Raw genomic sequence first — 11,435 nt, 5'->3', positions numbered from 1 at the left:
ACCTACGGGACGGGAAGTTTCTTCCTCCTGAACACGGGCAACGAGGCCGTCGAAAGCGAACACGGCCTCCTCACGACGGTCGGATTCCAGCGTTCAGGTGAACCCGTACAGTACGCGCTCGAAGGGTCCATCTTCGTCACCGGCGCGGCCATCGAATGGCTCGTGGACATGGACCTCATCGACGACGCGGCGAAGACCGAGAACCTCGCCAGAAGCGTCGATTCGACGGACGGCGTGTACATGGTGCCCGCCTTTACGGGCCTCGGTGCACCCCACTGGAACCAGCGCGCTCGGGGTACCCTCGTCGGAATGACCCGCGGAACGCGAAAGGAACACGTCGTTCGGGCGACGCTCGAATCCATCGCCTACCAGACTCGCGACGTGGCCGAAGCGATGGAGGCCGACAGCGGCATCGAAGTCGAGTCCCTCCGGGTCGACGGCGGGGCGGTGAAGAACAACTTCCTCTGTCAGTTGCAGTCCGACATCCTCGGGACGGGCATCGTGCGTCCCGTCGTGGACGAGACGACGGCGCTCGGGTCGGCCTACGCCGCCGGTCTCGCCGTCGGCTATTGGGAAACCGTGGACGAACTTCGAGACAACTGGCAGGTTGACCGTGAGTTCGAGGTGACCATGGGAAGCGACGAGGCCGACACGAAGTACGGCCGCTGGGAGGACGCCGTGGAACGGTCGCTCGACTGGGCCAACGAGGGTGGTGCTTGAGATGCCGAACCTCGAATCGCTCTGGGCCATCGAGATGCTCGTCGCCGCCTTCGCGGGCGGCGCGTTCGCTGCGGCGGTCGGCGCGCTCCCGGCGTTCATCTTCACCGGCTTCATGGTCATCGCCGGTGAGGCCGCGAACATCGTGGGGCGCTACTTCGCCGCCGCCGGGGTCGGGAAAGCGAGTGAACTCGGTGCGTTGGGAATCACGGGCTCCATCGCGTTCGGTCCCGTGTTCTCGCCCGCCATCAGTTTCGCCGCGGGAGCGGCGGCGGCCGCATACGCCGCCAAGCGTGGCTACATGGAAACCGGCTTCGACTTCCACGAGGCGAAGAACATCGCCTTCGCGCAGGGGACGAAACCCGACGTACTCGTCGTCGGCGGCGTCTTCGGCATCTTCGGCTACTGGTTCACGCAGTTGTCCTCGATTTACGGGATGCCCTACGACCCCATCGCGATGGGCGTCGTCCTCTCAGCCGTGCTCCACCGACTCGCGTTCGGCTACAGCATCATCGGCAACGCCAAACAGGGTCTGTTGAACATGTCCCCGTTCGAGTCCGAGGAACGCCGCATCATCGGCGAACCGGCGACGGCGGACGGCGGGTCCGCAAAAGCCGACGGCGGGACGGCGAGCGGCCGGTTCCTCGTCGAACCGTGGCTTCCCCACCAGTACAAGTGGGTGAACGTTGCCACGCTCGGTCTCGTCGTCGGAATTCTCGGCGCGTACACGGCCTACGCGACCGGAAGCCCCTTCCTCGCGTTCGGTATCAGCGCGGCCAGCCTCGTCTTCCTCAACTGCGGCGTCGAGAAGATGCCCGTCACCCACCACATGAGTCTCCCGGCGAGTACCGCCGCGTTGGCGCTCGCCCCGGCGAGCATGAACATCTCGACGGCCTCACCGGCCGCGATTCAGGCAGAGATTCCGCTCTTGACCGCGCTCGCCGTGGGTGCGGTCTTCGGCCTCGTCTGCGGCTTGTTCGGCGAGGCGTTCCAGCGCGTCTTCTACTCCCACGCCGACACGCACATGGACCCGCCCGCGGCGACCATCGTCTTCGGAACCTTCCTCGTCGCGGTGTGCGCCATGCTCGGCGTCTTCCCGCAGAGCGCGTGGGTTCCGGCGTTCTGATTTGGATTTCGATTTTCGAACTTTCGAAACGTACTTCCCCTTTTCCGCGAATCGTCCGCCGATGAGCGAACCAGCCCGCGTCGCCTTCGTTTGTGTGCAAAACGCCGGTCGAAGCCAGATGGCGACGGCGTTCGCGGAGCGCGAACTCGAAACGCGAGACGTCGATGTCGAACTCGTCACCGGCGGCACCGACCCGGCCGAACACGTCCACGAGTCGGTGGTCGAGTCGATGGCTGAGTGCGGGTTCGACGTCGCGGACCGAACGCCGCGAGAGGTCACGTTCGAGGAGTTACAGGCGTGTGACTACGTAATCACGATGGGTTGTTCGGCGAAGGACGTGTGCCCGGCGACCTGGGCGGGCGAAAACCGCGATTGGGACCTCGACGACCCCGACGGAACCGACGTCGCGGTGGTCCGAGAAATTCGGGACGAAATCCGCGAGCGCGTCGGGTCGCTGTTCGACGAAATCGGGGGCGGGCGGCGGGACCCACCCGAACGCCGAAACTAAGTGCCGAACAGTCGAATCCCCGGCATGGTTCCACCCCTCGTTCTCGATATCGACGGCACGATGACCCGCCCGGACGACTCCATCGACCCGCGATTTTTCGACCTCCTGCCGCAGTGGGACGCTCCCGTCGTCATCGCCACCGGGAAGGCGTTTCCCTACCCCGTCGCACTCTGTCACTTCCTCCAAATTCCGGAGGTCGTCATCGCCGAGAACGGGGGCGTCGTCCTCGTGAACGACGAAATCACACGAAACGGGGACGGGGATGCCGCCCGGCGCGTCGCGGAAGCGTACGAGGAGGCGGGCTACGAACTCGGATGGGGGAAGAGCGACCTGACCAACCGCTGGCGCGAGACGGAGATCGCCGTTCAACGCGACCAACCGCTCGGCCCCCTTTCGGAACTCGCGAGCGAGTACGGACAGGAAATCGTGGACACCGGCTTCGCCTATCACGTCAAATCGTCCGGGGTCAGCAAGGGCATGGGCATCAAATCCGTCGCGGAACTGCTCGGACGCGATACCGAGGAGTTCGTCGCCATCGGAGATTCGGAAAACGACGTCTCCACCTTCGGCGTCGTCGGCGAGAGCTACGCAGTGGCGAACGCCGACGAGAAGGCGAAACGCGCCGCCGAAACGGTCATCGAGGGGTCGTACTCGGACGGGACGATTTCGATTATGGAGGAGATACGCGAGTGGCCGACCGAGTGAGACGACGGGAAAGCGGCGTGCCAATACGGCCGCTCCATCATCCACGACGACCCATGGCGAACACGTCAGGGGGTGTCGTCAAGTCCGTGACGCACCAAGAACGGGTATGCGAGTACTCATCGTCGGCGGGAGCGGGTTCGTCGGGACGGCGCTCACGGAAGAACTGCACGGACGGGGACACGACGTGGCGGTGCTTTCACGGTCGCCGTCGGCCGCCGATTTCCCGAGCGGCGTCGAGACGGTTTCGGGCGACGTGACCGACTACGAGAGCATCGAGGGCGCGTTTTCGAGACGGGACGCCGTGGTCAACCTCGTCGCGCTCTCGCCGCTGTTCAAACCGCCTAACGGGACGAGTCACGAGGAGGTCCACCTCGGCGGGACGGAGAACGTTGTCCGGGCGGCGGAAGAACACGGCGTCCCGAAACTCGTCCAGATGAGCGCGCTTGGGGCAGACCCGGACGGGTCGACCGCTTACATTCGAGCGAAGGGGGAGGCCGAGAACGTCGTCCGCGAGTCGTCGCTGGAGTGGGTCATCGTCCGACCGTCGGTCGTCTTCGGTGACGGCGGCGAATTCGTCTCGTTCACGAAGGTTCTCACCACGCCGTACGTGACGGGACTTCCGGGTGGCGGAAAAACTCGATTCCAACCGATTTGGGTCGGCGACCTCGCGCCGATGTTGGCGGACTGCGTGGAGGACGATTCGCACCTCGGGCACGCCTACGACCTCGGCGGTCCCGAGGTCCTCACGCTCGCCGACGTGGCGAAACTCGCCTACCGAGCGGACGGGAAGTCGGTCGCCGTCCTCCCGATTCCGATGCCCCTCGCCGGAATCGGGTTGACGATTGCGGGTGCGATTCCGTTCGTCCCGATGGGCGCGGACCAATACCGCTCCTTGAAGTTCGACAACACGGTTGCGGACAACGACGTTCGGACGTTCGACCGAACGCCCGAGGAGTTGTGTACCCTCGCCGACTACCTCGACGTCTCGGACGGTGCGGGCGGGGCAGAGAGCGGCAAAACGGCGACACGGGCGGCCTGACTCCGCGGACACGGTGTGTTTTTGACTCCCGCTCTCCTTCCCCCGAGTATGTACGAAGTCGAAGTGAAGGTACGGGCCGACCACGAAGCGGTCCGGGAACGCCTTCACGAACTCGACGCCCGGTCGCTCGGGACGGTGACACAGGAGGATTTCTACTACGACGCGCCCCACCGCGACTTCGCGGAAACGGACGAAGCGCTTCGCATTCGCCGCGAATCCGACGACGACGACGCCGAGGAAGTCGTGACCTACAAAGGCCCGTTAGTCGAACAGGAGTCGAAGACGCGAAAGGAACACGAAACCGTCGTCGGCGACGGGGAAACCGTGGACCAACTCCTCTCCGCGCTCGGATTCGAGGCGGCGGCGACGGTGAACAAGGAGCGCGAACGCTACGAACTCGACGGCTACGTCGTCACCTTGGATGCCGTGGCGGGACTCGGCGAATTCGTCGAAGTCGAAACGGAGGCGGACGAGGCGGACGTCGAACGCGCCCGTATCGGTGCCTACGACGTCCTCTCGGAACTCGGCTTGAACCCGAACGACCAGATACGGACCTCGTATCTCGGATTACTACTCGAAGATGAGTAATAGTAATAATCGGGGGCGAAAGCGTTTCCGCAAGTTATAGAATCCGTGACTGCTAACCCGAGATAATGACTGAGCGGAACATTCAGGTCGAACCGATCGACCGTCGGGCGGTCGAAGACCAGGACATCGAAATCGTGGAGCGGAAGGGAATCGGCCACCCCGACTCTATCTGTGACGGTATCGCGGAAGCGGTCTCTAGCGAACTCTCGCAGCTATATCTCGACCGTGTGGGGAAAGTCCTTCACTACAACACGGACGAGACGCAACTCGTCGCCGGTAGTTCGAACCCGAAGTTCGGCGGCGGCGAACTCGTCGAACCCATCTACATCCTCCTCGTCGGCCGAGCGACCAAGGAGTACGAGGGAACGAAAATCCCGACCGACACCGTCGCACTCGACGCCGCCCGCGAGTACCTCAACGAGAACATCCCGGAACTCGACGTGGGACAGGACGTCATCATCGACGTGAAACTCGGCGAGGGAAGCGGCGACCTGCAGGACGTGTTCTCCGAGGAGGGCGCGACGGTTCCGATGGCGAACGACACGAGTTTCGGCGTCGGCCACGCACCGCTCTCGGAAACGGAAGAAATCGTGTTGAACGCGGAACATCGACTCAACGGCGAGTTCGCCGCGGACCACCCCGCGCTCGGCCCGGACGTAAAGATCATGGGCAAACGCGAACGCGACACCATCGACGTGACCGTCGCCGCAGCGATGGTCGATAAATACGTCGAGAGCCGAGATGACTACGACGCGATGGTCGAAGCGGTGCGCGACTACGTTCATCAGGTGGCGAGCGAGTACACGGACCGCGAGGTGAACGTCTACGTCAACACCGCCGACGACGACGAGAGCATCTACCTGACCACGACCGGCACCAGCGCCGAGATGGGCGACGACGGGTCGGTGGGCCGCGGCAACCGGGCGAACGGCCTCATCACGCCGAACCGTTCGATGAGCATGGAAGCCACCAGCGGAAAGAACCCCGTCAACCACATCGGGAAGATTTACAACCTGCTGAGCACGGAAATCGCCGAAACCGTCGTCGCCGAAGTGGACGGCATCCGCGACATGCGGGTTCGCCTCCTCTCGCAGATCGGTCGCCCCATCGACGAACCGCACGTCGCGGACGCACACGTCGTCACCGAGGAGGGCGTCGAACTGAGCGACATCGAAGCCGACATCGTCGAACTCGTGGACGAGGAATTGGCGGACGTATCGACCATCACGAAGCGCGCAATCGACGGCGACGTGACGACGTTCTAACCCTCGGGCGCGTTCGACAGTCGTTTATCCCGGCCACTGTTATGCCCGGCTATGCATCCGTCGGGAGCCGATACCGTCCTCGTCCGGCACGGTGACGTGGGCGTGAAGAGTGGGAAAGTGCAGACCGAGATGGAACGACGCCTCCGGGACAACATCGCCGCGATACTCGCGGACCGTGATATCGACGCCGAGGTCGAACGCCGCTGGTCGCGCCTCCTCGTCCACGCGAACGGGGAGAACGTCGAAGAAGCGACGATTGCGGCGGCCGACACCTTCGGCGTGCAGTCCGCCAGCCCGGTCTCCGTCGTCTCGCCGGAACGCCCCGTCATCGAGGGGGCGTTAGCCGACGCCGCCCGGGAACACTACCACGGGGGGACGTTCGCCGTGCGCGCCCGGCGCTCCTCGAAGGACCACCCGTTCACCAGCGCAGAACTCGAACGCGAGGGCGGAACCGCCGTCTGGAACGCCGTCGAGAACCCGGAAGTCGATTTGGACGACCCCGACATCACCTTCTCCGTCGAAGTGCGCGACAACGACGCCTTCGTCTTCCTCGAAAAGCGAGACGGACCGGGCGGACTTCCGCTCGGTACGCAGACGAAACTCGTCTCGCTCGTCAGCGGCGGCATCGACTCGCCCGTCGCCACGTGGGAGGTCATGAAGCGCGGCAGTCCCGTCATTCCGGTCTACCTCGACCTCGGCGATTACGGCGGCATCGACCACCAAGCCCGGGCCATCGAGACGGTTCGAAAACTGGCGAAGTACGCCCCCGACCGGGACATGCGCGTTCGAAAGGTTCCGGCGGGCGAGGCGATGAACCTGCTCGGCGAGGAGGTCGGACCGGCCCGAATGCTCGTCTTCCGGCGGTTCATGTACCGCGTCGCCGAACACGTCGCCCGCGAGGAGTCCGCCCACGGTATCGTCACCGGTGAGGCAATCGGACAGAAATCAAGCCAGACAGCCCGCAACTTGGGCGTCGTGAGCACCGCAACGAGCATGCCAATTCACCGTCCGCTCCTCACGATGGACAAGAGCGACATCGTGGCCCGCGCCCGTCGCATCGACACCTACACCGAGTCCACGATTCCGGCGGGTTGTAACCGCCTCGCACCCGACTACCCCGAGACGAACGCGACCCACGAAATCGCCCGGAACGCCGAACCCGATGGGCTGTTCGAACTCGCAAAGGAGGCCGCCGAAAACGTCGAAATCGTCGAACTCTGAGCGACGGAATTCGAACGCGGTTCGTGTGCGATTCCCGCTGGTTCGTGTTCGGTTCGTGTGTGATTCGTTTCCGAGAATTCGACGGAAAATCAATTTCACCCTTGCTGGCCGCAGAGACCCCAGAAATCGAAAGCCGTAGGCTTAACTCCGGTCGACGGTTACGCCCGATAATGGAGTTCGGGGAGTTCGCCGATACGGCCGCGGAAATCGAGGAGTTGAGCGCGGATAGCGACATCATCGACGCCGTCACCGACCTCCTCTCGTCGGCGAACGACGACCTCGAAGTGTTGGCCCGGTTCGTTCAGGGGCGCGTGTTTCCCGCGTGGGACTCCACGACCCTCGACATCGGGCCGAACCTGTGTTACACCGCCATCGCCCGCGCCGCGGGGCAGAACGTCTCCGCGGACGATGTGGAGGACCGTCTGGCCGAGATGGGCGATATCGGCGCGGTCGCGGCGAGTTACGAGTTCGGGGGACAGCAAGGACTCGCCGCCTTTGGCGGCGGCCGGGACGAGTTGACCGTCGCGGACGTCGCAGCGGAACTCGACGACTTGGCGAACGTCGAAGGGTCGGGGAGTCAGGACACGAAAATCGACATCCTCTTCGGACTGTTCAACCGCACCGAATCGCGGGAAGCGCGGTATCTGGCCCGCCTCGTCCTCTCGGAGATGCGAATCGGCGTCGGCGAGGGGACGGTTCGTGACGCCATCGCGGCGGCGTTCGACGTTCCGGTCGAGTCGGTCCAGCGGGCCTTGCAGGTGTCGAACGATTACGGGCGGGTCGCCCGGGTGGCCCGAGACGAAGGAGAAGCGGGGTTGGACGACCTGCAACTCGAAGTTGGCAGGCCGGTACAGGCGATGCTGGCGCAAGCGGGCACCGTCACGGGTGCGCTGGAGGACTGGGAAGAGGCGGGCGTCGAGTGGAAGTTCGACGGTGCGCGGGTGCAACTGCACTACGACGGCGAGGACGTCCGAATCTTCTCGCGGAACATGGAGGAGGTGACGGACCCGCTGCCGGAAATCGCCGAGTACGCCGAGGCGAACCTCTCCGTCCCGGCCATCGTCGACGGCGAAGTCGTGGCGATGGACGGCGGGGAACCCCTGCCGTTTCAGGAGGTCCTCCGACGGTTCCGCCGCAAACACGACGTGGCGCGTGCCCGGGAGGAAGTCGCGGTGGAACTCCGTGCGTTCGATTGTTTACACGCCGACGGCGAGGACTTGCTGACCGCACCGCTCACGGAACGCCACGATAGACTTCAGGAAATCCTCTCCGGCGGCGTCTCGTCGCTCACCGTCACGGGCGACGAAGGGGAAATCGCCGACATGGAGGCGAGCGCGCTCGACGCGGGCCACGAAGGAATCATGCTCAAACGCCCTGGCTCGACGTACTCGCCGGGGCGGCGCGGGAAGAACTGGCGGAAGCGGAAACCCGACGTGGAGACGGTAGACCTCGTGGTTACGGGTGCGGAATGGGGCGAAGGAAGACGTGCGAGTTTCCTCGGCACGTTCCTCCTCTCCGCGCGGACCGAGGACGGCGGGTTCGAAACCCTCGGCAAGGTGGCGACGGGCATCACCGACGAGGAGTTGGCGGAGTTGACGGAACTCCTCGAACCCCATATCGCCACACAGGACGGCCAAACCGTCGAACTCTCGCCGGAAATCGTCTTCGAGGTGGGGTACGAAGAGATACAGCAATCGCCGACCTACTCGTCCGGGTTTGCTCTTCGATTCCCGCGATTCCTCGGCGTGCGCGACGACAAGACACCGGATGCCGCGGATTCGTTGGAACGAATCGAGCGACTGGCGGAGATGCAGTAACCGGCCGAACCCCGACGACGCGTCCGTTCGTCTCACTGTCACAGGCGGAATGATTACTTTCACCCGTCACGACGACGTGAACGATGCCGAACTGGCGCGAGCGGGCGCGGGACCTCAGACACGAAGTCACGGCGTTGGCGATTGCGGGTCGTGACCCGCGGACGCCGTGGTATTCGAAGGCCATCGTCCTCGTGACCGTCGGCCTCGCGGTCAGTCCTATCGACCCGATTCCCGACTTCATCCCCGTTCTCGGCTATGCCGACGACGTGGTGTTCATCCCGCTCGGCGTGTATCTCGCTCGGCGCGGGATTCCAGAGGTGGTGATGGTCGACGCTCGCGAGCAGGCCAAAAATCGTGACGTCGACGACGGAGCAGTCGGTTGGGGAATCGCCCTCCTTATCTTCCTGTGCTGGGTCGCGGTGGGACTCCTCGTTTGGTACGTCCTTTCCTAATTCGACCGCTTCCCGAACGTTTTTGCTCGAAACCGACCCTATGGAAACGTATGACGGTTCGACACAACGGCATGACGGTGGATTGGTTCGGCTACGCGACCGTTCGCTTCGAAACCGAGGACGGCTTCGTCGCGTACGTCGACCCCGGACGGTACGGCGTTTTGACCGGCGAGTGGGAACCGGACACCCCGGACGTCGGCCACCCGGAACCCGTCGACTACCGGGCGGAGGACGGGGACGCGGTGTTCGTCACCCACAATCACCACTACGATTCGGACGGTATCGAGCGCGTCGCGAGCGAGGACGCCACAATCGTCGTGTACGAGGGCGTGGACGCGGACGAAATCGACCGGGACGTAACGCCGCCCGGCGAACTCCCCTACGACGTGGTGGAAATCGGCGAGGAGGACCACCTGACGGTTGGGGACTGCGAAGCGTGGTCGATTCCGGCGTACAACGAGGAGAACGGCCCGAACTGCGGGGAAAACGGCGAACCGCACCACCCCAAGGGGTTCGGCGTCGGCTACCTGCTGTCGCTCGACGGAACGACGGCCTTCTGGCCGGGCGACTCGGACGCCTTGGACGGCCACCGGGCGCTCGACGTGTCGCTGTTCCTTCCGCCCATCGGCCGCAGTTTCACCATGGATAGACATAGTGCGGCCGCGCTGGCCACGGACCTCGACCCGGACCTCGTGATGCCGATTCACTACAACACGTTCGCGGCGCTCGAAGCGGATTCGACGGCGTTCGCGGAGGACGTCGAGAACAGGGATATCGCGGTCACGTTGGACGAAAACTGAACGCGGGAATATTTCTTCACTCGACCGGACTCTTCACTTCAACACAATCTTCTTGAGGTGAGGACGAGATTGTTCACGCATGCGTCCCCACGGCTCCTCCAACTTCTGTTCGCAGTGCGGTTCGGCGCTCTCCCCTAACGATTCGTTCTGTTCGCGGTGCGGTCGTGCAGTCGGACCGGGAGAAAGCGGTAGTAGCCGTTTCGTCAACGACCACCATCCACAGGACCTCGGATTTCGCCGCCGCGTGGAAGACCTCACGGTCGAAGGATGGGACGTGAAACACGATTACGGCGACCGCGTGGTGATGATAAATCGCGGGTTCGGATCGATTCCTCTCCACGTTCTCCTGCTCATGACGACGAGCGGCGTCGGCAACCTGCTCTACGCGTGGTACTGCTACTCGCCGGGCGCGGAGCGAATCGAACTGCGCGCGGACGGTTCCGAGGAGTATCTCAACGACGACGGGGTGTCCTCGGATTGGACGGCCAAGAGCGCCCTCGGGTTCGCCGTGAGTTCCGTCTTCGGTGCCTTCGCCGTCTTGTTCGCGCTGTTCCTCCTCCTGTCCGGATGGGGCGGAGCAGGGATGGTTTTCGGGAGCGTGTTCCTCCTGCTGGGACTGTTGTCTCTCACACTCACCCCGCAGTTCGTGCCGGGATTTAAATCCCCCACGACGTTCGGCCGAGTCCGTTCGACGGACGAAAAGACGGTCTTCGAACCGGGCGCGCCCTGTTCCGTCTGTGCCGAACCGGTCGGCAACGGCGTGAAGCGAACCTACCACGAACGAAAATACGTTGCCGGAATTCCGGTGAAGACCCTCAACGAAGGCGACAATCACTACTGTCGGTCGTGCGCTCGCGGGGATTTCCCCGCCGAGAGCATCGGATTCGAATCCGACTCGGCCGGGACCGGCGAAACCGAGTTCGTCTGAAAGGCGAGGATTCAATCCGTCAGGCCACCGTTCAGCGCGTCGGCAACCGCGAGGATGGCGAGACAGACGCCCGCCACGCCCGCGAGTTGAGCTAAAAACGGGTTCGAAACGCGCACCGAATAGGTTGTCAACACCCAGACCAACCCGCAAATCATCGCGCCGACACCCGTCAGTTTCAGGTTCAGCCAATTCGGCATACTACTTTCGTACGCACCCACCCGTGATGAGACTATCTACTACTTGCGGGAAATAACCGTCTTGCCCGGAAA

13 protein-coding genes are annotated in these 11,435 nt (G+C 63.8%); 12 read left to right on the top strand and 1 reads right to left on the bottom strand.

The genetic code is table 11. The features are described from left to right. The 12 genes from AC1XDK_RS28390 to AC1XDK_RS28335 all read left to right on the top strand — a co-directional run. Positions 1-720 (top strand): FGGY family carbohydrate kinase (locus AC1XDK_RS28390; RefSeq protein ID WP_483353383.1); only part of this gene is annotated, 720 nt, incomplete at its 5' end. A gap of 1 nt (position 721) precedes the next feature. Continuing rightward, complete coding sequence (locus AC1XDK_RS28385; RefSeq protein ID WP_483353382.1) at positions 722-1,843, top strand: DUF7973 family transport facilitator; 1,122 nt, start codon at positions 722-724, stop codon at positions 1,841-1,843. Positions 1,844-1,904: 61 nt separating this feature from the next. Beyond that, complete coding sequence (locus AC1XDK_RS28380) at positions 1,905-2,351, top strand: arsenate-mycothiol transferase ArsC (RefSeq protein WP_483353381.1); 447 nt, start codon at positions 1,905-1,907, stop codon at positions 2,349-2,351. Between the two features lie 24 nt (positions 2,352-2,375). Next, positions 2,376-3,056, top strand: coding sequence for a phosphoglycolate phosphatase (locus AC1XDK_RS28375; RefSeq protein WP_483353380.1), 681 nt, complete (start codon positions 2,376-2,378; stop codon positions 3,054-3,056). A 106-nt stretch (positions 3,057-3,162) separates the two neighbouring features. Continuing rightward, positions 3,163-4,095, top strand: coding sequence for a complex I NDUFA9 subunit family protein (locus tag AC1XDK_RS28370; protein ID WP_483353379.1), 933 nt, complete (start codon positions 3,163-3,165; stop codon positions 4,093-4,095). 48 nt (positions 4,096-4,143) lie between these two features. Then, positions 4,144-4,683 carry a class IV adenylate cyclase gene (gene cyaB, locus AC1XDK_RS28365; RefSeq protein ID WP_483353378.1) on the top strand — a complete coding sequence of 180 codons (540 nt, stop codon included), beginning with the start codon at positions 4,144-4,146 and terminating at the stop codon, positions 4,681-4,683. Positions 4,684-4,748: 65 nt separating this feature from the next. After that, positions 4,749-5,948 (top strand): methionine adenosyltransferase, encoded by a 1,200-nt coding sequence (locus AC1XDK_RS28360; protein WP_483353377.1) that lies wholly within the window; start codon positions 4,749-4,751, stop codon positions 5,946-5,948. A gap of 51 nt (positions 5,949-5,999) precedes the next feature. Beyond that, complete coding sequence (locus tag AC1XDK_RS28355) at positions 6,000-7,169, top strand: tRNA sulfurtransferase (protein WP_483353376.1); 1,170 nt, start codon at positions 6,000-6,002, stop codon at positions 7,167-7,169. Positions 7,170-7,339: 170 nt separating this feature from the next. Continuing rightward, complete coding sequence (ligA, locus tag AC1XDK_RS28350; RefSeq protein ID WP_483353375.1) at positions 7,340-8,986, top strand: ATP-dependent DNA ligase LigA; 1,647 nt, start codon at positions 7,340-7,342, stop codon at positions 8,984-8,986. A gap of 83 nt (positions 8,987-9,069) precedes the next feature. Next, positions 9,070-9,438, top strand: a complete 369-nt coding sequence (locus AC1XDK_RS28345; protein ID WP_483353374.1) for a YkvA family protein — start codon at positions 9,070-9,072, stop codon at positions 9,436-9,438. Positions 9,439-9,488: 50 nt separating this feature from the next. Beyond that, entirely contained in the window at positions 9,489-10,238 is a 750-nt protein-coding gene (locus AC1XDK_RS28340) for an MBL fold metallo-hydrolase (RefSeq protein WP_483353373.1), read from the top strand. Positions 10,239-10,317: 79 nt separating this feature from the next. Further along, complete coding sequence (locus AC1XDK_RS28335) at positions 10,318-11,166, top strand: zinc ribbon domain-containing protein (RefSeq protein WP_483353372.1); 849 nt, start codon at positions 10,318-10,320, stop codon at positions 11,164-11,166. Between the two features lie 11 nt (positions 11,167-11,177). On the opposite strand, the gene AC1XDK_RS28330 is transcribed toward AC1XDK_RS28335, so the two are convergent. Continuing rightward, on the bottom strand, positions 11,178-11,363 hold the full coding sequence (locus AC1XDK_RS28330; RefSeq protein WP_483353371.1) for a hypothetical protein: 186 nt from the start codon (positions 11,361-11,363) through the stop codon (positions 11,178-11,180). Positions 11,364-11,435 lie beyond the last annotated feature (72 nt).

This window comes from Haladaptatus sp. HS23 (assembly GCF_056892285.1).
This window is presented reverse-complemented; position numbering and strand designations above follow the sequence as displayed.

Excerpts from the sequence above, each read along its gene's own strand:
- AC1XDK_RS28385 (WP_483353382.1), top strand. The coding sequence starts at position 722 with ATGCCGAACCTCGAATCGCTCTGGGCCATCGAGATGCTCGTCGCCGCC.
- AC1XDK_RS28380 (WP_483353381.1), top strand. The coding sequence starts at position 1,905 with ATGAGCGAACCAGCCCGCGTCGCCTTCGTTTGTGTGCAAAACGCCGGT.
- AC1XDK_RS28375 (WP_483353380.1), top strand. The coding sequence starts at position 2,376 with ATGGTTCCACCCCTCGTTCTCGATATCGACGGCACGATGACCCGCCCG.
- AC1XDK_RS28370 (WP_483353379.1), top strand. The coding sequence starts at position 3,163 with ATGCGAGTACTCATCGTCGGCGGGAGCGGGTTCGTCGGGACGGCGCTC.
- cyaB (WP_483353378.1), top strand. The coding sequence starts at position 4,144 with ATGTACGAAGTCGAAGTGAAGGTACGGGCCGACCACGAAGCGGTCCGG.
- AC1XDK_RS28360 (WP_483353377.1), top strand. The coding sequence starts at position 4,749 with ATGACTGAGCGGAACATTCAGGTCGAACCGATCGACCGTCGGGCGGTC.
- AC1XDK_RS28355 (WP_483353376.1), top strand. The coding sequence starts at position 6,000 with ATGCATCCGTCGGGAGCCGATACCGTCCTCGTCCGGCACGGTGACGTG.
- ligA (WP_483353375.1), top strand. The coding sequence starts at position 7,340 with ATGGAGTTCGGGGAGTTCGCCGATACGGCCGCGGAAATCGAGGAGTTG.
- AC1XDK_RS28345 (WP_483353374.1), top strand. The coding sequence starts at position 9,070 with ATGCCGAACTGGCGCGAGCGGGCGCGGGACCTCAGACACGAAGTCACG.
- AC1XDK_RS28340 (WP_483353373.1), top strand. The coding sequence starts at position 9,489 with ATGACGGTTCGACACAACGGCATGACGGTGGATTGGTTCGGCTACGCG.
- AC1XDK_RS28335 (WP_483353372.1), top strand. The coding sequence starts at position 10,318 with ATGCGTCCCCACGGCTCCTCCAACTTCTGTTCGCAGTGCGGTTCGGCG.
- AC1XDK_RS28330 (WP_483353371.1), bottom strand. The coding sequence starts at position 11,363 with ATGCCGAATTGGCTGAACCTGAAACTGACGGGTGTCGGCGCGATGATT.